Annotated in this window: 27 protein-coding genes; 15 read left to right on the forward strand and 12 right to left on the reverse strand. The window is 69.1% G+C overall.

What is annotated here, in order from left to right; translation table 11 throughout:
* Nucleotides 1-2: 2 nt before the first annotated feature.
* Both ACODSY_RS12645 and ACODSY_RS12650 read left to right on the forward strand, forming a co-directional pair.
* Nucleotides 3-572: a histidine phosphatase family protein gene (locus ACODSY_RS12645; protein WP_488952101.1), complete on the forward strand. Its 570-nt coding sequence runs from the start codon at nt 3-5 to the stop codon at nt 570-572.
* A complete protein-coding gene (locus tag ACODSY_RS12650) occupies nt 569-2,014 on the forward strand; it encodes an NAD(P)H-hydrate dehydratase (RefSeq protein WP_488952102.1) in 1,446 nt (481 codons plus the stop codon). Before ACODSY_RS12645 ends, ACODSY_RS12650 begins: the two co-directional genes overlap by 4 nt.
* 1 nt (nt 2,015) lies before the next feature.
* Here the strand turns inward: ACODSY_RS12650 and ACODSY_RS12655 are convergent, their stop codons facing one another.
* Nucleotides 2,016-2,846: a haloacid dehalogenase-like hydrolase gene (locus ACODSY_RS12655; RefSeq protein ID WP_488952103.1), complete on the reverse strand. Its 831-nt coding sequence runs from the start codon at nt 2,844-2,846 to the stop codon at nt 2,016-2,018.
* Between the two features lie 223 nt (nt 2,847-3,069).
* Entirely contained in the window at nt 3,070-4,095 is a 1,026-nt protein-coding gene (locus tag ACODSY_RS12660) for a lysylphosphatidylglycerol synthase domain-containing protein (protein WP_488952104.1), read from the reverse strand.
* A 109-nt stretch (nt 4,096-4,204) separates the two neighbouring features.
* On the opposite strand from ACODSY_RS12660, the gene ACODSY_RS12665 reads away from it, so the two are divergent.
* The 3 genes from ACODSY_RS12665 (at nt 4,205) to ACODSY_RS12675 (ending at nt 5,400) form a co-directional block, all read left to right on the forward strand.
* On the forward strand, nt 4,205-4,681 hold the full coding sequence (locus tag ACODSY_RS12665) for a BON domain-containing protein (RefSeq protein WP_488952105.1): 477 nt from the start codon (nt 4,205-4,207) through the stop codon (nt 4,679-4,681).
* Nucleotides 4,682-4,726: 45 nt separating this feature from the next.
* The gene (locus tag ACODSY_RS12670) at nt 4,727-5,044 is read left to right on the forward strand and encodes a polyhydroxyalkanoic acid system family protein (protein WP_488952106.1); all 318 of its coding nucleotides are present in this window, start codon (nt 4,727-4,729) and stop codon (nt 5,042-5,044) included.
* A gap of 71 nt (nt 5,045-5,115) precedes the next feature.
* A complete protein-coding gene (locus ACODSY_RS12675) occupies nt 5,116-5,400 on the forward strand; it encodes a hypothetical protein (RefSeq protein WP_488952107.1) in 285 nt (94 codons plus the stop codon).
* 37 nt (nt 5,401-5,437) lie between these two features.
* On the opposite strand, the gene ACODSY_RS12680 is transcribed toward ACODSY_RS12675, so the two are convergent.
* Nucleotides 5,438-7,312, reverse strand: coding sequence for an ABC-F family ATP-binding cassette domain-containing protein (locus ACODSY_RS12680; RefSeq protein WP_488952108.1), 1,875 nt, complete (start codon nt 7,310-7,312; stop codon nt 5,438-5,440).
* A 148-nt stretch (nt 7,313-7,460) separates the two neighbouring features.
* On the opposite strand from ACODSY_RS12680, the gene ndk reads away from it, so the two are divergent.
* Nucleotides 7,461-7,880 carry a nucleoside-diphosphate kinase gene (gene ndk, locus ACODSY_RS12685; RefSeq protein ID WP_488952109.1) on the forward strand — a complete coding sequence of 140 codons (420 nt, stop codon included), beginning with the start codon at nt 7,461-7,463 and terminating at the stop codon, nt 7,878-7,880.
* Nucleotides 7,881-7,952: 72 nt separating this feature from the next.
* Nucleotides 7,953-8,315 (forward strand): DUF6481 family protein, encoded by a 363-nt coding sequence (locus tag ACODSY_RS12690; protein ID WP_488952110.1) that lies wholly within the window; start codon nt 7,953-7,955, stop codon nt 8,313-8,315.
* Here the strand turns inward: ACODSY_RS12690 and ACODSY_RS12695 are convergent, their stop codons facing one another.
* From ACODSY_RS12695 to nthA, 4 genes are read right to left on the reverse strand one after another with little or no spacing between them, the layout of a single operon-like run.
* Entirely contained in the window at nt 8,316-8,528 is a 213-nt protein-coding gene (locus ACODSY_RS12695) for a hypothetical protein (protein ID WP_488952111.1), read from the reverse strand.
* Between the two features lie 54 nt (nt 8,529-8,582).
* Entirely contained in the window at nt 8,583-8,918 is a 336-nt protein-coding gene (locus ACODSY_RS12700) for a nitrile hydratase accessory protein (protein WP_488952112.1), read from the reverse strand.
* On the reverse strand, nt 8,905-9,555 hold the full coding sequence (nthB, locus tag ACODSY_RS12705) for a nitrile hydratase subunit beta (RefSeq protein ID WP_488952113.1): 651 nt from the start codon (nt 9,553-9,555) through the stop codon (nt 8,905-8,907). The genes ACODSY_RS12700 and nthB overlap by 14 nt, the downstream gene beginning before the upstream one ends.
* Nucleotides 9,552-10,163, reverse strand: a complete 612-nt coding sequence (gene nthA / locus ACODSY_RS12710) for a nitrile hydratase subunit alpha (RefSeq protein WP_488952114.1) — start codon at nt 10,161-10,163, stop codon at nt 9,552-9,554. The genes nthB and nthA overlap by 4 nt, the downstream gene beginning before the upstream one ends.
* A gap of 92 nt (nt 10,164-10,255) precedes the next feature.
* Here nthA and ACODSY_RS12715 point away from each other — a divergent pair, with 92 nt between their 5' ends.
* Nucleotides 10,256-10,894, forward strand: coding sequence for a DsbA family protein (locus ACODSY_RS12715; protein ID WP_488952115.1), 639 nt, complete (start codon nt 10,256-10,258; stop codon nt 10,892-10,894).
* Here the strand turns inward: ACODSY_RS12715 and ACODSY_RS12720 are convergent, their stop codons facing one another.
* The gene (locus tag ACODSY_RS12720) at nt 10,895-12,145 is read right to left on the reverse strand and encodes a glutamate carboxypeptidase (protein WP_488952116.1); all 1,251 of its coding nucleotides are present in this window, start codon (nt 12,143-12,145) and stop codon (nt 10,895-10,897) included.
* Between the two features lie 262 nt (nt 12,146-12,407).
* Between ACODSY_RS12720 and ACODSY_RS12725 the strand changes: the two genes are divergently transcribed.
* Both ACODSY_RS12725 and ACODSY_RS12730 read left to right on the forward strand, forming a co-directional pair.
* Nucleotides 12,408-15,755, forward strand: a complete 3,348-nt coding sequence (locus ACODSY_RS12725; protein ID WP_488952117.1) for a DUF8508 domain-containing protein — start codon at nt 12,408-12,410, stop codon at nt 15,753-15,755.
* Between the two features lie 127 nt (nt 15,756-15,882).
* On the forward strand, nt 15,883-16,506 hold the full coding sequence (locus ACODSY_RS12730) for an ATP-dependent Clp protease proteolytic subunit (RefSeq protein WP_488952118.1): 624 nt from the start codon (nt 15,883-15,885) through the stop codon (nt 16,504-16,506).
* Here ACODSY_RS12730 and ACODSY_RS12735 read toward each other — a convergent pair.
* Nucleotides 16,503-16,757 (reverse strand): hypothetical protein, encoded by a 255-nt coding sequence (locus tag ACODSY_RS12735; protein WP_488952119.1) that lies wholly within the window; start codon nt 16,755-16,757, stop codon nt 16,503-16,505. The two genes, ACODSY_RS12730 and ACODSY_RS12735, sit on opposite strands and share 4 nt — an antisense overlap.
* A complete protein-coding gene (locus ACODSY_RS12740) occupies nt 16,754-17,383 on the reverse strand; it encodes an HAD-IB family hydrolase (protein WP_488952120.1) in 630 nt (209 codons plus the stop codon). Before ACODSY_RS12740 ends, ACODSY_RS12735 begins: the two co-directional genes overlap by 4 nt.
* 221 nt (nt 17,384-17,604) lie before the next feature.
* Here ACODSY_RS12740 and clpX point away from each other — a divergent pair, with 221 nt between their 5' ends.
* The 5 genes from clpX (at nt 17,605) to ACODSY_RS12765 (ending at nt 22,164) form a co-directional block, all read left to right on the forward strand.
* A complete protein-coding gene (gene clpX, locus ACODSY_RS12745; RefSeq protein WP_488952121.1) occupies nt 17,605-18,867 on the forward strand; it encodes an ATP-dependent Clp protease ATP-binding subunit ClpX in 1,263 nt (420 codons plus the stop codon).
* 106 nt (nt 18,868-18,973) lie between these two features.
* Complete coding sequence (locus ACODSY_RS12750; RefSeq protein ID WP_488952122.1) at nt 18,974-20,404, forward strand: MFS transporter; 1,431 nt, start codon at nt 18,974-18,976, stop codon at nt 20,402-20,404.
* A 39-nt stretch (nt 20,405-20,443) separates the two neighbouring features.
* Nucleotides 20,444-21,166 (forward strand): SDR family oxidoreductase, encoded by a 723-nt coding sequence (locus ACODSY_RS12755; RefSeq protein ID WP_488952123.1) that lies wholly within the window; start codon nt 20,444-20,446, stop codon nt 21,164-21,166.
* Nucleotides 21,166-21,753, forward strand: coding sequence for a 2-hydroxychromene-2-carboxylate isomerase (locus ACODSY_RS12760; protein WP_488952124.1), 588 nt, complete (start codon nt 21,166-21,168; stop codon nt 21,751-21,753). Before ACODSY_RS12755 ends, ACODSY_RS12760 begins: the two co-directional genes overlap by 1 nt.
* Before the next feature lie 24 nt (nt 21,754-21,777).
* Nucleotides 21,778-22,164: a VOC family protein gene (locus tag ACODSY_RS12765; protein WP_488952125.1), complete on the forward strand. Its 387-nt coding sequence runs from the start codon at nt 21,778-21,780 to the stop codon at nt 22,162-22,164.
* Here the strand turns inward: ACODSY_RS12765 and ACODSY_RS12770 are convergent.
* Nucleotides 22,133-23,233 carry an alpha/beta hydrolase gene (locus ACODSY_RS12770; protein WP_488952126.1) on the reverse strand — a complete coding sequence of 367 codons (1,101 nt, stop codon included), beginning with the start codon at nt 23,231-23,233 and terminating at the stop codon, nt 22,133-22,135. The genes ACODSY_RS12765 and ACODSY_RS12770 overlap by 32 nt on opposite strands.
* Nucleotides 23,234-23,258: 25 nt before the next feature.
* The gene (locus ACODSY_RS12775; protein ID WP_488952127.1) at nt 23,259-24,056 is read right to left on the reverse strand and encodes an HpcH/HpaI aldolase family protein; all 798 of its coding nucleotides are present in this window, start codon (nt 24,054-24,056) and stop codon (nt 23,259-23,261) included.
* Nucleotide 24,057 lies beyond the last annotated feature (1 nt).

Here is a 24,057-nt window from a genome sequence, read left to right on the forward strand (position 1 = left end):
AGATGGCGCGTCTCTACCTCATCCGGCACGGCCGGCCGTCCTCCACCTGGGGCGGCCACGACGACGATCCGGGTCTGGACGAGGCGGGCCTGGAGCAGGCGAGGGCGGCGCGCGACTGGCTGCTCTCGCGCGCCGGCGCGGAGCGCCCGAAGCTGGTGGTCAGCTCGCCGCTGCGCCGCTGCCGCGAGACCGCGATCCCGACGGCCGAGGCGCTGGGCGTGAGCGTCGAGGTCGACCCGGTGGTGGGCGAGATTCCTACCCCCAAGGCGCTCAGCGGGGCCGAGCGGCCCGCCTGGCTGCGCAACGCCTTCCAGGGCACGTGGCAGGCGATCCAGGGCGACATGGACTACGACGCCTGGCGCGGCGAGATCATCGACTCGCTGGCGAAGCGGGGGAATACAGCCGTCTTCTCGCACTACGTCGCCATCAACGCCGCGGTCTCGCGCCTGCTGGGCGTCGACCAGGTGCTGGCCTTCCGGCCCGACCACTGCTCGATCACCGTCCTGGAGACGGACGGCCAGGCGGTCACCCTGGTCGAGAAGGGCGCCGAGGCCACGACGGGGGTCCTTTGAGCGGGCGTCCGATCCTCACCGTCGCCGAGATGGCGGCGGCCGACCGCGCCGCCATCGCGGCTGGCACGCCGGGCGTCGAGCTGATGGAGAACGCCGGGCGGGCGGTGGCCGATGCGGTCACCCAGCGCTTCCGCCCCCAGCCGACGCTCGTCCTGTGCGGGCCCGGCAACAACGGCGGTGACGGCTATGTGGTCGCCCGCCTGCTGAAGCAGCGCGGCTGGCCGGTGGAGGCGCGGGCGCTCGGCGAGCCCGCGACCGCGGACGCCCAGGTGATGCGCGGCCGCTGGGACGGTCCGACCCAGGCCCTGAACGGCGCGCTGGACGCCCCACTGGTGATCGACGCCCTGTTCGGCGCCGGCCTGTCGCGGCCGCTCGACGGCGTGGCGGCGCACGCGGCCACGCTACTCGCCGCCCGCCCCGAGACCGTGGTGGCCGTCGACATGCCCAGCGGCGTGCCGGGCGACACCGGCCATCCCCTCGGACCCGCGGTGTGCGCGGCCCTGACGGTGACGTTCCACGCGCGTAAAGCGGGCCATGTGCTGGAACCCGGCCGCCGGCTCTGCGGCGAGGTGCTGGTCGCCGACATCGGGCTGGGGGAGACGCCCTCGACCCTCACCGAGAACGGCCCCGAGCTCTGGTTGCCGAACTTCCCGTGGCCGACTGCCGCCTCGCACAAGCATGCGCGCGGCCGGCTGATCGTGATCAGCGGCGACGCCTGGAGCACCGGGGCCGCGCGGCTGGCCTCCCGCGCGGGCCTTCGCATCGGCGCCGGCGTGGTGACCCTCTATGCCGGCCAGGAGGCGCTGGCGGTCAACGCGGCGCACCTCGAGGCGGTGATGCTGAAGCCGTTCGACACCGACCTCGAGCTGGAGCAGGCCGCCGACGCGGCGGACGCGGCAATCATCGGCCCCGCGGCCGGCGTCACGGAAACGACCCTGCTCAACGTCCTGGCCCTGGCGCGCACCGGTGCGGCCTTGGTCATCGACGCAGACGCCATCACCGTGTTCCGCGACGATCCCGAAGAGCTGTTCTCGGTGCTGGATCGCGACGACGTTCTCACGCCCCACCCCGGCGAGTTCGAGCGCCTGTTTCCCGGCCTGATGAAGGCCGCGCCCGAACGGATCACCGCGGCCCGTCGCGCCGCCGGCAAGGCGGGGGCCGTGATCCTGCTGAAGGGCGCCGACACGGTGATCGCTTCGCCCGACGGCCGGGCGGCCGTGAACGTCAACGGGTCGCCCTGGCTGGCCACGGCCGGCTCAGGCGACGTGCTGGCCGGCTTCATCGGCGGCCTGGTGGCGCAGGGCATGGACAGTTTCGAAGCCGCCTGCGCCGCGGCCTGGATCCACGCCGAGGCGGCCGAACTGCACGGCCCAGGCCTGATCTCCGAGGATCTTCCCGGGCTGACGCCGGGCGTGCTGCGGCGTCTCTACGAGGACCGCTGAGTCAGTCGAACATGTCGCTGGTCACGCCGCGGGCCATCTCCGCCAGGATATCGGCCGCCAGGCCGTCCAACTCCGAGCCTTCGCGGTAATCGCCGCCGGCGGCGAGGCGGGCGCGGCCGTCCTTCAGGAGCTTGTCCGCGGCGGCCTCGGTGATCGGCTTCTCGGGATCGTAGACCGCCACGGGGTGGCCGCCGTGGTCCGTCATCACGCGCATCACCGGGATATCGGTCAGGCCGTCGCCGAAGAAGGCGATGCGTTCGAAGGGCACGGCGCGGTCGCGGTCGGCCTGGACGGCGTTGATGCCGTCGTTGTCCCACTCGTCCAGCGTCCACTTGTTGATCCGGAACAGGTACTGGGTCTTGCCGGTGTAGTTGATGGCCAGCGCCGCGCCGACGGCGTCGCCGCGGGCGTCGAACATGAAGGCCGACGCGTAGATCCGGTCGAACTCGTCGGCGATGGGCGAGCCTTCGATCAACTCGCGGTTGCCGGACGAAATGATGAAATGGCGCAGGTCCAAGCCCAGGGTCTCGGCGCGACGGTTCTGGCGGGCGAACCAGTCCTCGACGCCGGGAAACAGCCGCAGGCTCGCGCCGCGACGCCGCCAGCTTTCGCGGCTGAGCTCGATGCCCTTCTCCCGCGCCTTCTCCAGCATCAGGTGCATGTAGGCCAGGATCCCGTCGCCCCGCTGCGCCTTGGCGAGCTCATAGGTCTCGGCCCAGAACTGAGCATGCGGCATGCCCAGTTCGTCGGGGATGAAGGCGTGTTCCTGCATGTTGCCGGGGGCGAGGGTGCCGTCGAAGTCGTAGGCGAAGACGGCGAGGGGGCGGGTCATCACGCCTTCCTAAACCGCAACGGTCTGGCTGGGAACGACCCGCGAGGGTCGCCCCGGCCCCGCGACGGGAGGCGGGGGCCGGGGCGTACGGCGACGGTTGTCGGGGAACAGGTCCGCCGCCGCGTCTCGGTGTCCGGCAAATGGTGGGAGATGCGCAGACGAGGGAGGTACGTAAGCTTCAGCGGCCCGGATGCAGCGGTTGCACCTGCTGGTAGAAATTTTTTTACGACGATGTGCGGGCGCGCTCGCGCACGGTGTCGGCCGCCAGGGCGAGGCCGGCGATCAGCAGGGGCAGCAGGAAGAAGAACAGGCGATAGCCCAGGAAGGCGGCCGCCAGGGACGCGGGCTGAAGGCCCTTCAGCAGCGTCGACAGCGAGCCCTCGAAGACGCCGACGCCGCCGGGCACGTGACTGAGCAGCCCCACCACCACCGACGGCGCATAGGCGCCCACGAACGTGAAATAGCTGACGGCACCTTCGGGGAGCAGGACCCAGATAATGGCGGCGGCCACCGCGTTGTCGACCGCTCCGATGGTCAACTGGGCCAGGGCGACCCGCACCGAGGGCAGGCGCACGCTGTGGCCGAACCCGCGCAGCGGCCGCCGCAGCGTCGCGCACAGGACCACATAAGCCCCGACGCCGGCGAGGAGGGCGGCGCCCAGCCAGTCGGCCACCGGATTGGCGATGCGGCTGACCGTGGCGATGTCGCGGCTGGCGGCCATCAGGAGCGCGACGCCGGCCAGGGTCGAGAGGCCCACCGTGAAGGAAAAGCCGTGGAACAGCGTCGTCGCGGCGACCTGGCGCAAGGTGACGCCGTGCTTGGCATAGTAGCGGGCCCGCACGGCGCCCGAGACGATCAGGTTCGCGCCCAGGCTGTGGGCAATGGCGCTGGCGATGAACGAGCCGGCGAGGGCGGACGTGACCGCGATCCTCGCGCCGGCCCAGCGCAGGCCCAGCCACTCGATCGTGCCCATCAGCAGGAAGCTCGTCGCCGAGAGCGCGAGCGCCAGCGCGACCGAGCCCCACCCCCAGGCGACAATGGCGTCGGCCAACTCGCCCAGGCTGATCTCGTGGAATTCGCGCCAGAGGATGTAGGCCGCGGCGCCCAGGAGGATGAAGGCCACAAGATGCCAGCCAAGGCTCCGCAGCATCGGGAAGAATCGCGACCCCTGGGTCTCGGGCAGGGCGGCGGCCAGCTCTTCCTCGAGGTCTTCGGCGACCGGCCTCGCGTCGGGATCCTGGATCGGCACGGGGCGCGAAGCTTTCCTGAGTCTGTGACGGCCCATCGTCGCTTCGCGGAACCGAAGCGCAAGGCGCAGGTTTTTTCCGCACCTTCACGACCGATTTAAGGAGACAGCCATGCGGCGGGAAGATTTCCGCGACCTTGAGGCCGAGCGGCTCCGGCGTCTGCGTGACCGCGACAGGGACCGGGACGACTACGGCCAGGCCGACTATTCGGACCTCTACGGCTACGATCCGCGCACGCGGACCGGCTACCGTGCCTACGACGACGGGCGCGACGGTCCCCGCTATGACGACGAGCGTGTCGGCGACCCCCGCCGGACCTGGGACGAGGCGCCCCGCAGGACGCGGCGCGACGGCCCGTCAGACCGGGTGCTCTGGGCCGTAATCATGGAGCGGCTGGACGACCAGCGCCGGCTCGATCTGCGTGATGTTCAGGTGGATGTGGTCGACGGCGAGGTGACGCTTTCCGGTCTAGTCCGCCACAAGGCCGACAAGCGCCGCATCGAGGACGTGGCCGACATTGACGGCGTTCGGAACGTCCAGAACAACCTGCGCGTCCGTGACCACGGCCGGCGCTGGACCTTTCTTTAATCGTCGCGCGGGAACCACGGGCGCGGCTCTTGCCGTTTTAGGACCATGAGCAAGCCCGTGGTCGTCTCCATCCCCCATGAACTCGGCCGTGCGGAGGCGCGCCGTAGGATCGACGAGGGGATCGGGCGGCTAACGTCGCAGATTGGCGCCGTCGGCGAGATCAGGCAGGCGTGGGACGGCGACGTCATGCGCTTTTCGCTGCAGGCCATCGGCCAGACGGTCACCGGCTCCATCGACGTCCAGGACAGCGAGGCGCGGCTGGAGGTCTATCTTCCTGGAATCTTCGCGATGATCGCCAACAAGGTGAAAGGCAAGCTGAAGGAAGAGGGTCAGATCCTGCTGGGCGGCCCGAAGAAGGCCTGAGACCCGCTACGGTCAAGGCAACCTGGGCGCGCCCACGGCGTTTCTAGAGGGACACTCTCGAGGAAGCCCCCATGCCCCACAAGCAGACCGAAGAACAAGCCAAGCGCGCCTTTACCCACGGCTCGGGCCAGGCGGCCGCAGACATGGCCTCGGACCCCAAAAAGGCCATCGAGGAACACCGCCACATCGAGGCCCCGGCCACCCATCCGGTCACCCCGGAGGGCGAAGGCGAGAAGCACGACCACATGGCTCAGCGGGAAGCCGAATCCGAGGACCGGCAGGAGGCCCTCCTTGACGAGGCGATCGAGGAGACTTTCCCGAGCTCGGACCCGATCAGCCCGAAGCACATCACCTGAGCAAGGATCGGGAGCCCTGCTACGAGGCGCGCCTTCGCTAACGGAGGAGCGCTTCGTAAGCCTCCTGGGCTTCGATCCATTCCTTTTCGGCCGTTTCCAGCGCGGTCTGCGCCGCCTGACGTTTGCGGCCGAGTTCGGCGGCCTTGGCCGCGTCCGCGAACGTCGCCGGATCCCCCAGCGCCCTGTCGATGATCGCCACCAACTCGTTGGCCTTGGCCAGCGCCGCCTCGGCCGATTCGGCCCGCCGCCGCGCCGTCCCGGTCGGAACCTTGGTCTTCGCGGGCGGCGGCGGTGGTGGAGGCGCGGCCACAGGCTCGGCCTTGATCTGCGTCGGCGCACGCGCGGCGACGCGGGCCCGCTCCAGCACGAAGGCGGCGTAGTCTTCCATGTCGCCGTCGAACGGCTCGATGCCGCCCTCGGCGGCTAGCCACAGCCGGTCGGCCACCAGCTCCATCAGCGAGCGGTCGTGGGTGATCAGGATCACCGCGCCCTCGTATTCGTTCAGCGCGTCCAGCAGGGCCCGGCGGCTGTCGATGTCGAGGTGGTTGGTCGGTTCGTCGAGGATGAGGAGGTGCGGCGCCTCCATGGCCACCATGTTGAGCAACAGGCGCGCGCGCTCGCCGCCCGACAGGTTGGCGACCGTGGTTTCGACCTTCTCAAAACCGATGCCGTACTGCGCCAGCCGCGAGCGGCGAGACGCCTCGCTGGCCTCAGGCATGAGCCGGCGGATAATTTCCAGCGGCGTATCCGAGGGGTCCATCGCCTCGATCTGGTGCTGGTGGAACCAGCCCACCTTCATGCGCGGGCTTCGGTGGAACGTCCCCGACTCGATCTCCAGCGCGCCGGCCACCAGCTTGGCGAAGGTCGACTTGCCGGCGCCGTTGACGCCCAGCAACCCGATGCGGTCATCTATGTCGAGCCGCAGGTTCAAACGCTTCAGGATCGGCGGGCCGCCGTAGCCCACCGAGGCGTCCTCCAGGCGGAGCAGGGGCGGGGCCAACGGCCGGTCGGGGGAGGGCAGGACGAACGGCGTCACCCGCTCCTCGATCACCGCAGAGACCGGCGGCAGCTTGGCGATCATCTTCAGCCGCGATTGGGCCTGGGTGGCCTTGGAGGCCTTCGCGCGGAAGCGATCGACGAACGACTGCAAGTGCGCGCGGCGCGCCTCGATCTTGGCGCGGGAGGCCTCCTGCAGGCGCAGCTTCTCGGTCAGCTGACGTTCGAAGTCGTCGTAGCCGCCGGGATAGAGCTCTAGCTTGCCGTCCTTCAGGTGGAGGATGTGGTCCACCGAGTTGTTGAGCAGCTCGCGGTCGTGGCTGATGACGATGGCGGTGTTCGGGTACTTCTTCAGCCGCGCTTCGAGCCAGAGCGCGCCTTCCAGGTCGAGGTAGTTGGTCGGCTCGTCCAACAGCAGCAGATCGGGCTCAGCGAACAGGCTGGCCGCCAGCGCCACGCGCATCCGCCAGCCGCCCGAGAACTCGGACATCGGCCGGCTGAGGTCCGCCTGGCTGAAACCGAGGCCCGCCAGGATCTCGGCGGCGCGGGAGGGGGCGCGGTCGGCGTCGATCTCGATCAGGCGGGCGTAGATGTCTCCCATGTCCTCGGGCTCGGCGGTCTCCAGCCGCTGGAGCAGGTCGTGCCGCTCGACGTCGGCTTCCAGCACGGTGTCCAGCAGGGTCACCGGCGTCGCCGGGTGCTCCTGGTCCACCGACCCGATGCGGGCGGCCTTGGGCAGGCCGATCTCGCCCGAGCCGTGCGGGAGCTGGCCAAGGATGACCTTGAAGAGCGTCGATTTGCCCACGCCGTTGCGGCCCACGAGGCCGACCTTGGCGTCCTTGGGCAGGGTGACCGTGGCCTGGTCGAAGAAGCGGCGTCCCCAGGCGTCGAGGACAAGGTCGTTGATCTGGAGCATGAGAGGCGGCGGGGTCTAGCAGACGGATTGCGCGACGTCATGCTGTCGCAGCAGCTTGCTTCGCAGTGCGGGATGACGATATAGACCGCGCCACCCGCGCGAACCCTCTCGCGCAAATCCCCTTTTTTGTAGAGCCCCAACGGAGCCCATGACCGAACGCACCTTCTCGATCATCAAGCCGGACGCCACGCGTCGTAACCTGACCGGCAAGGTCAACGCGGTGATCGAAGATGCCGGCCTGCGCATCGTGGCCCAGCGCCGGATCAAGATGACCGACGCCCAGGCGAAGAAGTTCTACGAGGTCCACGCCGAGCGCCCGTTCTACGGCGAATTGGTTGAGTTCATGACCTCGGCCCCGGTCGTGGTGCAGGTGCTGGAAGGCGAGAACGCCGTCGCCCGCTATCGCGAAGTCATGGGCGCCACCAATCCGGCGCAGGCCGCCGAAGGCACCATCCGCAAACTCTACGCCGAGAGCGTCGGCGAGAACTCGGTCCACGGCTCGGACAGCCTCGAGAACGCGAAGATCGAGATCGCGCAGTTCTTCAAGGACGAAGACATCGTCGGCTGATCTGACGCAACGAGTTCGGCCCCGCGGGGTTTTCCCGCGGGCCACCCCTTTTTCCAACTGCCAAAAGTGATCATGAGAGAAAACAAGGTTATGCCTGGTTTCTCCGATCGCCTCGCCGCGCAAGCCGAGGCTCGGAAAGCCCTCCTGGCAAAGTTTAAGCCGAAGCCCGCCGTCCAGGCCGAAGGCACGTTCGAGACCCGCGAACAGAAGAAGGCCCGCGAGCTCGAGGAAGTTCGAGCCAAGCGCGCCGCCGAGAAGGAAGCCGCCCGCCTCGCCAAGGAGAAGGCCGAGGAAGAGCGCCGTATCGCGATCGAGAACGACGAGGAGCTGATGCTCCAGCTGAAGCGCGAAGAGCGCAAGGCCCGCAAGGCCGCCGAGAAGGAAGCCGCCCGCGCCAAGCGCGAGCTCAAGGCGCAGATGCGCCGGACCGGCTGATCAATCCTCCGGCGAGCCGGTCAGCTTCCGGCTGAGCTCGCCGTAATAGCCCTGGATCAGGAGCTCGACGGTCTCGCCGCGCTCCTCGGCCTCGAAGGCGAGGTCCTTGGCCATCTGCACGGCCGCCGATCGGGTGAGGTCGCTTGCGAGCGGCGCGCCGTCACTGAACACGGTCCAGTCGCCGTCCTTCAGCGTCACCGCATACTGCACCATGCGCCGTCTCCTCGCAGCGTGAGCGCGGAACCACGGTGAAGGTTCCCCGGGCGGTCAAAGGCTGACGGGTTGGCCGTGTGGCGTGCGCAGGTAGGCGTCTTTCCAGGCATCCTTACGTGCGGTGAGCTCTGACGCTGCGGCCAAGTTGCGGCCGGTCGCCAGCCGCTCCAGGGCCGCCACCCAATGCTCGTAGTAGCGCGAACCGTCGTCGGCGGGATCCTTCGCGAGCTCGGCTGACAACGCCTGGGCCCATTCCGGCCACGTGAAGGCGCCCGCCTCGTGCAGCTTCAGGGTCAGGGCGAACGCCTGCGCCTGCCAAGGCTCGGCGAAGACCGGCCCCTCGGCGTCGCGCGGCAGGCGGGGCAGGGCCAGAACGTCAGGCGCGTTCAAGGTAGGGCTCCCAGAGATCGAGGCGGACGCTGTCGCGGCCGGGAGCGTCCGGGCCCCAGAGCTCCTGGGCGTCGAACCTCACCGTGTAGAGCCGCCGCGGATCCTCGCCCAGGCCATGGGCGTGCGAGTCGGGAAACACATGCGCGCCGTGGTCACGCTCGATCAGGCCCACGTGGTTGCGGACATAGCGGGGCAGGCGGGTGTGCCCGATGGGATGGAGGTTGCGCGCCCGCACCCGGTCTCCGACCGCGAAGGCGGGAGGACCCCCGTCGCGGACATAGGAATAGGGCGCGGTCAACGCGGCGTGCACAGTATCGACCGGCCGCACCGGCTTCGATGTCGGCGCCGCGGGATCGGCCCGGCCCGTCGCCAGCTCCTCCGGCGTGACGAAGCCGCCGGCCACCAGCAGCTGCTCCACCCGCGTCAGCCACTTCTCGTAGTAGCTCATGCGCAGGTAGTCGGCCGCCGGCAGCAGCTCGATCCGGTGGCGACCGGCGTCGATGTTGCCCCGCGTCGGCGAGGCGAGGTTCATCGCGTGCACGCGGCCCTCCCAGGCGTGGTGGAAGACCGGCTCGTCCGCCTCGGGCGCGACCGGTCCCATGCCGTGCATTCCGCCCATGTCGTGAACCCCGTTCACAGCCGCGCCGTCCCGATCATGCCGTCACGGGTGACGAGCGCCGCCAGTTCGGCCTCGCTCAGCCCTTCCGTGCCCGCGGGCCGCTCGGGGATCACCAGGTAGCGGACCTCGGCGGTGGAATCCCAGACCCGAACCTCGGTGTCGGCCGGCAACTCGGTGCCGAACTCGGCCAGAACGCCCCGGGGGTCGATCACGACGCGCGAGCGATAGGGCGGCGACTTGTACCAGACCGGCGGCAGGCCCAGGACCGGCCACGGGTAGCAGGAGCAGAGGGTGCACACGACGACGTTGTGCACGTCGGGGCCGTTCTCCACGGCGACCATGTGCTCGCCCTGTCGGCCGGTGAAGTCGAGCTCGGCGATGGCCGCGGTGGCGTCCCGCATGAGGCGGGCGCGGTAGGCGGGGTCCGTCCAGGCCTTGGCCACCACCCGCGCGCCGTTCCGTGGGCCGACCTTGTGCTCGTAGTGGTCGACGATGGCGTCCAGCGCCGCGGGATCGACGAGCCCCTTCTCGACCAGCAGCGACTCCAGGGCCTTCACCCGGAGGGCGATGTCGGGGGGCGGCTCCTGCCCGTGGTCATGCTCGTGGTCGTGGTGGTCGTGCGCCATGCCGGTGAGGTTGGCGCCGTCGGGGCGTCAGGTGAAGAGCGCGCGTGACCCGGTCCCGTTCTGCTGCGATGCTCCGTGCAGAGGAGGCCGCCATGGACGGGCCGCACCTGATCTACTTCGCCGATCCCATGTGCTCGTGGTGCTACGGCTTCTCGCCGGTGATCGAGCAGGTCCGACGCGCCTACGGCGACGCGCTGCCGATCCGGGTCATCATGGGCGGCCTGCGCCCGGGCACGGAAGAGCCGATGACCGGTGAAGCCAAGAAGAGCATCGCCGGTCATTGGACCCACGTGCACGAGGCGTCGGGCCTGCCGTTCGACCCGGCGGTGCTCGAACGCGAGGGTTTCGTCTACGACACCGACCCTGCCGCCCGCGCCGTGGTCGTGGTCCGCCGCGAGGGCGAAGACCTGGCCGCCCGCTACCTCGCCGCCGCGCAGCGCGCCTTCTACGCCGAGAACCGCGACGTCACATCGGGCGAGGTGCTGGCCGACCTGGCAGAGGAATTCGGCCTGGACCGGCAGGCCTTCCTCGACGCCTGGAGCTCGGAGGACGCCAAGCAGGAGACTTGGCGCGACTACGCCACCTCCCAGAACGCCGGCGTGAAGGGGTTCCCCACGCTCATAGGCGGCCCGAACGCCCAGGGCGTCTACGGCGTGGTCACCCGCGGCTACGCCCCGCCCGAACAGGTGCTGACGGTGCTGCGCGACTGGATCGCCGGGATCGCGGCCTGACTACTTGATGCGCGGCGGCGGGTTCTTGCCCAGGTCCATGATCAGCTTGGTCAGCAGGTAGAGCCGCGGCGTCACGCTCTTGAGGTCGATCCACTCCTTGTCGGAATGGAAGTCGCCGCCCACAGGGCCCAGACCGTCAAGCGCCGGCACGCCGGCTTCGTTCGCCAGCGCCGATTCCGAGGCCCCGCCGTTGCCGCCCCGGCCCAGCTTCAGGCCGAGGCCGGCGTAGATCGCCTCGGCCCGGTCGGCCAGGGCGTCGGTGGCCGGATTGTTCGGCAGCGGCGGGAACGAGGTCTGGCGGCTGACGGTGACCTTGGTGTCCGGAATGGTGGGCGACTTGGCGCTGGTCTCCAGCGCGCCGATGACGCGGTCGACCTCGGCCTTCTCCCGCACCCGCAGGCTCAATGTCGCCCTGGCGTCCTCGGGAATGATGTTGTTGCGCGTACCGCCTTCGATGACCGTCAGGTTGAGCGTCGTGCCGTCGCCGGACTTCGGGAACTGGTGCGTGGTCTTGAGCTGGTTGATCAGCTCCTCGGCGGCGTTGCGGCCCTCCTGCGGCGCCACGCCGGCGTGCGCGGCGCGGCCCTTCACGGCGATCTCCAGCACGGTCGAACCCTTGCGCCAGACCGTGATCACGTCCGGCGCGTCGCCGGGTTCGAGGTTCAACTCCACGTCCGCATCGGCGAGCAGGCGGGCGATCAGCTTCTGGGTTCCCGGCGAGCCGCGTTCCTCGGACGTCTCGATCAGGAAGACGATCTGCTTGAAGTCCTTGAAGCCCAGGTCGCGCAGGATCTGCAGCGCATAGATGCCGCCGACCACGCCGCCCTTCTCGTCGCCCACGCCGGGTCCGGTCACCCGGTCGTCCTTCACGGCGTACGGCCACTTGGCCACCGTGCCCGGCCCGAACACCGTGTCGAGATGCCCGATCATCAAGATGCGGGCTTTGCCGGAACCCTTGAGCGTCGCCACCAGGTTCTCGGGCAGGTTGGGCGCCTCGGCGGCGACCTTCTCGACGGTCATGCCCAGCGCTTCGAGCCGCGGGACCAGGACGTCGGCCACCTTCCGTCCGCCCTCGACGTCGCCCGTGCCCGAGTCGATGTTGACCACCTGCTCCAGCAGCTTGAGCTGGTCGGGCCGCGCCTTCTCGGCGGCGGCCCAGACCTTCGCGTCCTTCGCCATCGCCTTGGGGGCCGCCGCCGCGGGGGTCCCCACCGCCGCCGCCATCGCCAGGACCATCGCCGTACGCCGCATCACGCCATCCCCGAACTAGACCCGCGCCGCCGCCCGGCGCCGCCGGCAGATTGAGCAGACCGTCGCAGCCCTGTCACGGGTCCCGGCTATGCCATCGCCAATATCCCGGGCATCGCGACGGCCCGTGCAGGCGCCACCGCTCGAAAACCATCCAGGCTGTGGGTGAATCGGCTCCGGTGCTTGCAAGGTCCGGTTAACGGCGATGGGATGGTCGGCCGGCCTCTGGGGAGGGGCCGATTGGTGTTGGTTTTTGGGGGCTTAGATGAGCGACACGTATTTCAACCTGGGAAGCGGCGACTTCTTCCAGGACTGGTCCAACGCGGGGCTGATCACCACGAATGACGTCTGGACCGGCGTGCCCAGCATCCAAGGCTTCCGCGGGGACGACATCACGAGCGCGGCGGGCGTGGATCCGCGCACCCTGACCGGCGACGGCACGATCACCCTGGACGTCAACGCGAACCAGGCCAATCCCAACACCTTCACCACCGGCGGCGTCACCGAGTTCGCCATCGCCAACCCGACCATCGCCCTGACCGGCTCCGGCACCGCCGACGCGCCCAACATCGTCCTTTACCTGGACGCCACCGGTCGCCAGAACCTGCACCTGGACCTCGACGTCCGCGACCTCGAGACCACCGACAACACCAACCAGCAGTTCAACATCCAGTACCGGGTCGGCGGCTCGGGCGCCTGGACGAACCTGCCCGGCGGCTACATCGCCGACGCCACCGACGCGACCAACACGCTGACGACGCACCTGTCGATCGACCTGCCGGCCGAGCTGAATGGCCAGTCTCAGGTCCAGCTGCGGTTCATGACCACGAACGCGCCCAGCAACGACGAGTGGATCGGGGTCGACAACATCTCGGTGACCAGCCAGCCGCAATCGGGTTCGGCGGTGTCGATCGGCGACGTCTCCATCGTCGAGGGCGATGCCGGCGACAAGATCATGACCTTCGAGGTCACCCGGGGCGGCGACACGACCAGCGACTTCACGGTCGACTTCGCCACCTCCAACGGCTCGGCCACTGCCGGCAGCGATTACGTCGCGACGAGCGGCACGGTCCATTTCACGCCGGGCGGATCCAATACCCAGACCATCTCGGTCACGATCAAGGGGGACACCGAAACCGAGCCGAACGAGACGTTCGACGTCACGCTCTCGAACGTCCAGAACACCACCGGGACGGCCACGATCCAGGGCTCGGGCGTAGCGACGGGCACGATCACCAACGACGACGTGTCGATCCTGAAGATCTACCAGCTCCAGGGCGCCAGCCACACCTCGCCGTTCAACGGTCAGCACGTGGTCACCGAGGGGATCGTCACGGCGATCGACACCACGGGCTCGCGCGGCTTCTGGATCCAGGATCCCACCGGCGACGGCAATGACGCCACTTCCGACGCCATCTTCGTCTTCACGGGCGCCGTTCCGACCGTCAGCGTCGGGCAGCTCGTCCGCGTGGAGGGCGACGTCAACGAGTTCAAGGGCTCGAACGCCAACAACCTGACGATCACCGAGATCGATAGCCCGACCGTCAGCCTGATCTCCGACGGCCACGCGCTGCCCGCCGCGACGATCATCGGCACGGGTGGCCGGCTGGTCCCGACCGAAGTCATCGACAACGACAACTTCGCGGTCTTCGACCCGAACCAGGACGCCATCGACTTCTACGAGAGCCTGGAAGGCATGCGGGTCACGATCCCGAACGCCCAGGCGGTCGGCGCGACGGCCAGCGGCAGCACCTGGGTGGTGGGCGACCTGGGCGCCAACGCCACCGGCATGAACGCGGGCGGCGGCATCACCATCGGCCCGGACGACCCCAACCCGGAGCGCATCCAGCTCTTCTACGACTCGGGCCTCGTGGGCGGCGTCACCCCCAACGCGGTGCAGGGCGACCACCTGGGCGACGTCACCGGGATCCTGCACTACTTCGGCGGCGACTATGAGGTCCTGCCCACCGCCATGGGCTCGACCGGCAGCGGCCCGGTCGTGCTTCCGAAGGAAAGCACCACGCTGCGCGGCGACGCCGAGCATCTGACCGTCGGCGCCCTGAACGTCGAGAACCTGGACCCGCTTGACGCCCAGGCGAAGTTCGACGCCCTGGCCGCCAATATCGTCGGCAACCTGGGCGCGCCGGACATCGTGGGCCTGGAGGAGGTGCAGGACGCCGACGGCCCTGGCAATGGCACGAACTATTCCGGCCATCCCACCGCCGACAAGCTGATCGCGGCCATCAAGGCGGCGGGCGGCCCGAACTACGCCTACGTCGAGGTCGCGCCGACCGCGAACAACGTCAGCGGCGGCGAGAGCAACGGCAACATCCGGCAGGGCTACCTCTACAACACCGACCGCGTGGACTTCGTCTCGATCAGCCAGATCACCGACGCCACGCCAGCCAACGGCGACACCTACGCCAACAGCCGCAAGCCGCTGGTCGGTGTCTTCGAGTTCGACGGCGAGCAGATCACCCTGATCGACGTCCACAACACCTCGCGGCTCGGCAGCGAGGCGATGTTCGGACAGCACCAGCCCGCCACGAACGAGGGCGACGCCCGCCGCATCGAGCAGACGCTGCACATCAAGACCTATGTGGAGAACCTGGTCGCCGGGGACCCCGGCGCCCGCGTCGTGGTGATGGGCGACTTCAACGCCTTCCAGTTCGAGACGTCGGTGACCCAGCTCGAAAGCGGCGGCGCGCTCACCAACCTCACCAACCTGCTGAGCCCCACCGAGCGCTATTCCTACAATTTCGACGGCAACAACCAGCAGATCGACCACATGCTCGCGTCGGACGAGATCTATGCAGGGGCCCAGTTCGACATCGTCCACATCAACTCGAACCAGGCCGTGGCCAACCAGACGTCGGATCACGACGGCTCGGTGGCGCGGTTCTTCGTCAACTTCGACCCGACGGCGGCCGCCGACGCCGCCGCGGTCAACGAGAACGCCAGCGTCAACATCGACGTGCTGGCCAACGACACCGATAAGAACCTCGGCGACACCAAGACCCTGATCTCGGTGACGGGCGGCGTTCTGGGCGGCCAGGTCAACATCGTGAACGGCAAGGTGGTCTACGCCGCCAACAGCGATGCGATCGACGCGCTGAAGCAGCCGAACAGCGCGGTGGATACGATCACCTACCAGGTGCAGGACAGCCACGGCGGGGTCTCGACCGGCACGGTGGCTGTGACGGTGAAGGGCGTGGTCGACGCGCCGGTCCGCAACGGGACCGCGGGTGGCGACACCCTGAACGGCACGGCGCTGGAGGACACGATCAACGGCCAGGGCGGGGCGGACAAGCTCTCGGGCCTGCTGGGCGCCGACACCCTGAACGGCGGGGCGGGGAACGACACCCTGACCGGCGGCGACGGGGCCGATCGCTTCGTCTTCGCCGGCGCGTTCGGCAAGGATGTGGTCACCGACTTCCAGCCCAACGACGTCATTCAGCTCGACGCCTCTGTCTTCGCCAACTTCGCTGCGGTCCAGAGCCACGCGGCCCAGTCGGGCTCCGACGTCGTCATCACCCTGGACGCGTCGAACACCATCACCCTTCAGAACACGGCGCTCGCCAGCCTCAACAGCGGCGACTTCCTGTTCGTCTAGGTCACTGCAAAGGGACGGCGGCGATCATGCCGCCGTCCTGCCGCCTTGCGCACGGCCGCAGGGCACGCGATATCGGAGAAGAGCGCGGGCGTTCGCCGTCCGCCCCGATATCCAAGAAGGACTTCCCATGCGCGATCCCGTGACCACCGCCCTTGGCCTCGTGCCGATGGTCGTCGAGCAGACGAGCCGTGGCGAGCGCGCCTACGACATCTTCTCCCGCCTGTTGAAGGACCGGATCATCTTCCTGGCGGGGCCTGTCGAAGACGGCATGGCCAGCCTGATCTGCGCCCAGCTCCTCCACCTCGAGGCCGAGAACCCCAAGAAAGAGATCCAGATGTACATCAACTCCCCGGGCGGGGTGGTGACGTCGGGTCTCGCGATCTACGACACCATGCAATACATCAAGAGCCCGGTGATCACGCTTTGCCTGGGCATGGCGGCCTCCATGGGCTCGTTCCTGCTGATGGCGGGCGAGAAGGGCCAGCGCATCGCGCTGCCGAACAGCCGGATCATGGTCCACCAGCCGTCGGGCGGCTACTCGGGCAAGGCCCAGGACATCCGCCGCCACGCCGAAGACATCGTGAAGACCAAGCGCCGGCTGAACGAGATCTACGCCAAGCACACCGGTCAGCCGATCGAGGTGGTGGAAGAGACCCTCGACCGCGACCACTTCATGACGGCCGAGGAGGCCCGCGACTGGGGCCTGGTCGATCATGTGTGGGAAAAGCGCGACGGCGACGACGAAGCCTAGAGCCGGGTCTTCGCGATCTCGATCAGGCGGCGTCGCCCGGCTTCGGCTGTGACGTCAATCCGCTCGAAGTCGTGGCCCTCGGCGTCTCGGACGTCGGCGAAGAGGCCCTTCGGGTCCTCGTGGAAATGCAGGAAGGCGCGGGATCTTCGATAGAAGGTCCCGCGCCTTTTCTCCGTCAGGCCGGGCAAGGCGCGCACCAGCGCGAGCAGGGGCTCCAACCGGTCCAGCGCGTGGTCGCCCGCATGCTTCATGGCTTGTCGGTGAAGACCCGGAAGTACGGCTCCTCGGCAATCGCCAGCATCTCGGTGTCGCCGCTCGTATCGCCGTAGGCTGCGCGCACCACCAGATCCTCGCCAAACGCGGCGCGCAGCCGCACCACCTTCTCGGGTCCGCGGCAGTTGGGCGAGGCGAAGGCGCCGGTGACCCGGCCCCGGTCGTCGAAGGCCAGCGGCGTGCCCAGGATGTCGTCGGCGCCCAGGCCCCGCGCGAACGGCGCCACCACCAGATCGGGCGAGGCGGTCACGATCACCAGCCGCACCCGCTCCTTGCGCCAGCGCTTCCAGGCGATCACCGCGTCCGGCCGCAACAGACTGCGCGAATGCTCGCCGGCGAACTTCCGCGCGTCGGCCTCCAGCCGCTCCCGGCTGACTCCTCCCAGATAGACCTTGGTCGCCGCGGCCTTTATGCGGCCGCGGTCGCGATGGAACAGGTAGGAGACGGCGGCCGGGACCAGTCTCAACCCGCCCAGGATCCAGGCGACCCTGGGGGTGCGCCACTTGAGGAAGGCCGTGTAGCTGTCCCTGGTCGTCAGGGTGCCGTCGAAATCGAAGGCCACCACCGGTGGGACCGGGCCATCCGCTTCACGCTCTTGTGCCATTTCGGCGCGTTTCCCATTTGGTAAGCCGCGCCGCCCAAGGTCCGGGCTTCGCGTCGCAGATTGTCGCTATCCTCAGCGAAGGCTTGTGATCCCGGCCCGGATCGGGGAATGTCAAGACTTGGACAACCCGCGGCGCGTATCCTGCAAGACCAGGGCGCATTTGCCCGGGGCGAGGCCGCCCAGTCCAGCGGCCGGCCTCGTCGAGAGAGTGAGATGAGACCATGACCAAGGCCGCCAGCGGAGATTCGAAGAGCACGCTGTATTGCTCTTTCTGCGGCAAGAGCCAGCACGAAGTCCGCAAGCTGATTGCGGGGCCGACCGTGTTCATCTGCGATGAATGCGTCGAACTGTGCATGGATATCATCCGCGAAGAACACAAGATTTCCTTCGTGAAGTCCAAGGACGGTGTCCCGACTCCGAAGGAAATCCGTGAGGTCCTCGACGATTACGTAATCGGCCAGGACCACGCCAAGAAGGTCCTCTCGGTCGCCGTCCACAACCACTACAAGCGCCTGAACCACGCGACGAAGAACAACGACGTCGAACTGGGCAAGGCCAACATCCTGCTGATCGGCCCCACCGGCACCGGCAAGACCCTGCTGGCCCAGACTCTGGCCCGAATCATCGACGTGCCGTTCACCGTCGCCGACGCGACGACGCTCACCGAAGCCGGTTATGTGGGCGAGGACGTCGAGAACATCATCCTGAAGCTGCTCCAGGCCGCCGATTACAACGTCGAGCGGGCCCAGCGCGGCATCGTCTACATCGACGAAGTCGACAAGATCAGCCGCAAGTCCGACAACCCGTCCATCACCCGCGACGTGTCGGGCGAGGGCGTGCAGCAGGCGCTGCTGAAGATCATGGAAGGCACCGTCGCCTCCGTGCCGCCGCAGGGCGGGCGCAAGCATCCGCAGCAGGAGTTCCTGCAGGTCGACACCACCAACATCCTGTTCATCTGCGGCGGCGCCTTCGCCGGCCTCGAGAAGATCATCTCGGCGCGCGGCCAGGGCACCTCGGTTGGCTTCGGCGCCAAGGTGGCCGATCCCGACGCCCGCCGTACCGGCGAGATCTTCCGCCAGGTGGAGCCGGACGACCTTCTGCGCTTCGGCCTGATCCCGGAATTTATCGGCCGTCTGCCGGTAATCGCCACTCTGGACGACCTGGACGAGAAGGCCCTGGTGAAGATCCTCACCGAGCCGAAGAACGCCTTCGTGAAGCAGTACATGCGGCTCTTCGAGATGGAGAACGTGGGCCTGACCTTCACCGATGACGCTTTGAACGCGGTGGCCCGCAAGGCCATCCAGCGGAAGACCGGCGCGCGCGGCCTGCGCTCGATCCTCGAAGGCGTGCTGCTCGACACCATGTACGAGCTGCCCACTTACGAGGGCGTCGAGGAGGTAGTCGTGAACCAGGAGGTCATCGAGGGCCGGGCCCAGCCGCTGATCATCTACGCGGAACGCCGCGACAAGGGCGGCGCGGCCTAAGCCGCCCGCGCACAAACCGAAACGCGAAGGCCCGCGGGCGACTGCGGGGCCTTTTGCTATGCCAGGGTATCGTTGAAGCCGCCGCCGATGCGGGCGAGGGTGGGCCATGTCCCATCTCGGCGATCCCTGTCCGCTCGGGGCCGCGCATGCCGCGGCGGCCGAAAGCAAAACTCCGGAGAGGGCGCGGCGGCTTGTGCTGGCGGGCACGGTGATGGGCTCCAGCCTGGCCTTCATCGACGGCTCCGCGGTCACCCTGACCCTGCCGATCATCCAGCAGCAGCTCGGCGGCGACGTCGCGGCCGCCCAATGGATCATGAACGCCTACGCCCTGCTGCTGGGCGCCCTGGTGCTGGCGGGCGGGGCGGCGGCCGATCGCTACGGCCGTAAGCGGATCTTCCTGTTGGGCGTGGCGGTCTTTACCGCTGCCTCCCTGGCCTGCGGGCTGGCGCCCAGCCTCCCGATCCTGATCGTGGCCCGCGCGCTGCAGGGTGCGGGTGCAGCGCTCTTGACGCCGGCCAGCCTCGCCCTGCTGGGCGCCACCTTCGACGCCAAGGGGCGGGGACAGGCGGTCGGCATCTGGGCCGGCGCCAGCGGCCTGATGAGCGCCGTGGGCCCGCTACTCGGCGGCTGGCTGGCCGAGACCGTCTCCTGGCGCGCCGTCTTCCTCATCAACCTGCCCATCGCGGGGCTGGCCGTGTGGCTGGTGGCCGCCGCGGCGAAGGAGAGCAAGGGGACCCAGGCCGGTCCGGTCGACGCCCTGGGCGCCGCCGCCGTCACGCTTGGGCTCGCGGCGATCACCTGGGCCCTGACCGACGCGCCCAAGCTGGGCATGGCCCACCCGGGCGTCCTCGCCGCCCTTGCGCTCGGCGCGGCCAGCCTCGCGGGCTTCGTCGCCGTCGAGCGCCGGGCAAGGAGCCCGATGATGCCGCTCAGCCTGTTCCGCTCGGCCCGGTTTTCGGGGCTGAACGCCTATACCCTGCTGCTCTACGGCGCATTCGGCGGGGCGCTGTTCCTGCTGCCGTTCCTGCTGTTGCGGGTTCACCACTACCCGGCGGCGGTGGCCGGCGCGGCGCTCCTGCCGCTCTCGGTGGGGCTCGCCGTCCTGTCGCCGCTCTCCGGGCGGCTCGTGGGGCGGCTCGGCGCGCGGACCTTGCTGGCGACGGGGCCGCTGCTGGTGGCGGCCGGCTTCGGGCTGATGGCCTGGCGAGCCGGCGACGCCGACTACTGGACCGGCCTCTTTCCCGGGCTCGGCGTCATGGCCGTCGGCCTCGGCCTGGCGGTGGCGCCGCTGACCGACGCGGTCCTGGGCGCCGTGGACGACGCCTACGAGGGGGCGGCCTCGGGCATCAACAACGCGGTGGCGCGCGTGGCCGGCCTGCTGGCCGTGGCCCTGGTGGGGCTTACGCTGAGCGGCGCGACCCCCGACGCCATCCTGCGGGGCTTTCGCATGGCGCTGGTCGTGGCCGCGGCGGCGGCCGTCGCCGCCGCAATGCTGGCGGCCGTCGCGATGCGTCCGGGCGGTCAGCGCCGCGCCTGAACGCTTGCGCTTATATGATAGTCGTCATCTAATCGTCGGATGAGCAAGTCGATTATCGTCGTGGGGGCCGGCGACGCCCTGGGCGGCGCCATAGCCCGCCGTTTCGCCCGCGAGGGCTTCGATGCCGTCATCCTGCGCCGCAACGCCGATCAACTCGAGCCGCTGGCCGAGGCCATCCGCGCCGAGGGCGGCAAGGCTCACCCGTTCGGCGTCGACGCCCGCAATGAGGAGCAGATGGTCGCGCTGTTCGACGCGGTGGAGGACAGGATCGCACCCATCGAGGCCTGCGTATTCAACATCGGCGCGAACGTCCGTTTCCCGATCGCCGAGACCACCAGCCGCGTGTTCTTCAAGGTGTGGGAGATGGCCTGCTTCTCGGGCTTTCTCGCCGGGCGCGAGGCGGCGAAGCGGATGACGCCGCGCGGGAAGGGAACGATCATCTTCACCGGCGCCACCGCCAGCGTGCGCGGCCGCGATGGCTTCGCCGCCTTCGCCTCGGCCAAGCACGGCCTGCGCGCCCTCAGCCAGTCCATGGCCCGCGAGCTGGGGCCGAAGGGCGTCCATGTGGCCCATACCATCATCGACGGCGCCATCGACACCGCCTGGATCGCCGAGAACTTCCCCGAGCGGTACGCGCTCAAGGACCAGGACGGCATCCTGAACCCGGCGCACATCGCCGACGCCTATTGGATGCTGCACACCCAGCCGCGCGACGCCTGGACCCACGAGCTGGACCTGCGGCCCTGGATGGAGAGCTTCTGATGGGCAAGACCGTCGAATTTCTGTTCGATGTGGGCAGCCCGGCTAGCTACGTGGCGTTCAAGCGCCTGCCGGCCATCGCCGAACGCACCGGGGCCACGATCGACTATCAGCCGTTCCTGCTGGGCGGCGTCTTCAAGGCCACCGGCAACCACTCTCCGGCGGAGATCCCGGCGAAGGGCGCCTGGACCAGCGTCGACCTTGCTCGGTTCGCGGCCCGTCACGGCGTGCCCTTCGCCCGCAATCCGTTCTTCCCGATCAACACCCTTCACTTGATGCGCGGCGCGGCGGGCCTGCAAGGCGATCCGCGCTTCATGGCCTATGTGACCGCGGTCTTCGACGCCATGTGGCAGCAGCCGAAAAACCTCGGCGATCCCGCTGAAATGGCTCCGGTTCTTGCCCGTTCGGGCCTGGGCGGCGACGAGTTCCTGGCCCTGATCAACGCCGATGAGACCAAGGCCCGCCTCAAGGAGACGACCGAGCGCGCCGTCGCCCGCGGCGCCTTTGGCGCGCCCACCTTCTTCGTCGATGGCGAGATGTTCTTCGGCCAGGACCGGCTGGACTGGGTCGAGGAACGGCTGGCGGCCTGACCTCCGGAGGCCCACATTGGGCCCATGTCGCTGATCCGCGCGCTCGACCACGTGAACATCCGCACCGCCGACCTCGCCGGCACCAAGGCGCTGCTGGTCGACGTGCTCGGCCTGGAGGAAGGGTGGCGACCGCCATTTCCGTTCCCCGGAGCCTGGCTCTACGCCGGAGACAAGGACGTCGTTCACCTGGTCCAGGTGGATCGCCCGGCCGCGGCGTCCGACGGCTCCAGCCTCGACCACTTCGCCTTCGACATCGCGGACTACGACGAGGCCCTGGCCCGGGTGGAGAAGACCGGCCTCGGCTTCCGCGCCACGGCGACGCCCGGCACCAGCGTGAAGCAGATCTTCGTCCGCGACCCCAACGGCGTGACCATCGAGCTCAATTGGAAGGGCGATCGCCCGCGGGGGTAGGGGCCGTCGCCCTGGCCTTTCCGGTCGCCGCGCCGCCACGCACGTCCAGTCCGTGGCGATGCAGGAAGCTCGACAGCTGGTCCGCCACGGCCACGTTGTTGAGATCCGCGAACGGGATGTGGGTGTTGCCGTTCAGGCCGACGGAAGGCAGGAACAGCAGCTCCGCCTTGCCGCCATGGGCGTTCACCAGGTCGACGAACTTCCGCGCCTCGCGCGCATGCGTGGACCAGGTGGGCGACTTGTCGAGGTTGTCGCCGAAGACCAGCTGGATCGGGATCCGCGTGAGGCGGTCAAAGGCCTCTGGGGACACCATCACCGGGCCGAAACGGTCGGGCGGCTTGGCCCCGTCGAAGCCTGTCGGGAAGACGAAGCCGGGATTCTCGTAGGCGACGATCGCCTTCACATTGTCGCTCTCGAGCGCCGTCAGCAGCGCGCGCAGCCCGCCCGCCGAGTTCGTCACCAGGACGGACGGGCCGATCCGGTCCATCGCGGCGGCGGCCGCGTGGGCTTCGAGCTTGGCGTTTTCGGGCGTGTCGAACTCGTCGTAGCGGGCCCGCACCGCCTGGTTCCAGGCGTCCGCATCGCCGGTCGGGAACTGCACGCCAGGGAACCATTCGCCTTCGCGCGGCCCCAGCCGCCAGGCGACGGCGTTCTGCTGATCCTGGCCCACGACGGGCTTGTAGGCGTAGGGCTGGCAGCCCCAGTTCGCCCGGCCCACGCGGGGACCGTCCCACAGATAGACCGGATAGCCGCGGCGCAGGAAGATCGTCTGGAAGCCCTCGCCGCCGTCCCATCGGGTCTGCCACACCCGGGCCGAGGAGCTGTGCCACAGGAAGAGCGCGAGGCGGCGGGCCCGGGCGGGGACCTGGTACTCGACGTAGCCGTGGTCGCACGACAGGGTCCGATCCCCCTCCCGCAACACCGTCCCGCCAGCTTCGAACGCACCTTGCCGGACGATGGCGAGGGGCGGGGCTGCATCCGCGGCGGCCGGCGCGATCAGGGCCAGGAGGCCGCACAGAGCCACCAGGTCACGCCACCGCGAGCGTCCGTCAAACAGCCTTGCGTACACGCCCAACCCCCGTCCGTTCTGCCGCCTAGCCTGCTCGGGCCGCCGTCATCGCCCGGAATTGCCCCAGGGCCGCCGCGGCGGCCTGCCGGAGGAATCCCTGGTCCGAGGCGACCATCATTGCAGTCACCCCGAGATCGGCCAGCCATTTCGCCTCGTCCGAATCCAGGGACTGGACCACCGCGCTGATGGCTCGCCCATGCCGCTGGCAAGCCGCCGTGACGATCTCGACGGCTTCCTTGAGCGAGGGCGCGGGGCCCGTCGCGTTGCTGAGCGACAGACCAAGGTCGCCGCGGCCCAGGAAGATGGCGTCGATCCCCGGCGTCGCGGCGATCTCGTCGGCGGCCTCGACGGCGTGGCTGTCCTCGATCATGGCGATGACGGTCGTGGTCCTGTCGGCGAACGCCTGATGGTCGGCGCCGCGCGCGCCGTAGTCGCCGCCACGGCCCACGCCCGCGCCGCGCGACCCGCCCCGGTAGTGCGACCAGGCCACCAGGTCGCGGGCCTTCTGCGCGGAATCCACGTGCGGCGCCATGATGCCGATCGCGCCGTCGTCGAGGGCGGACAGCACGCTCGCCGCGTCGTGACGGGCGATGCGGACGATCCCCGCCGTGCCCGATGCCCGGGCCGCGAGCAGGCCCATGTCCAGCGTGGTGCGGCTCCATGGCGCGTGCTCCGCGTCGAGGACCACGAAGTCGTAGCCGAGACCGCCGATGACCTCGGTATTGTGCGAGCTCGGGACCTTCATGAACGTCCCGATCAGCGGTTCGCGCGCCTGCAGGCGTTCGCGGAAGGCGTAGGGGGAAGGACGCGGCGCGACGGTCACC

This window comes from Phenylobacterium sp. FG114 (assembly GCF_057809855.1).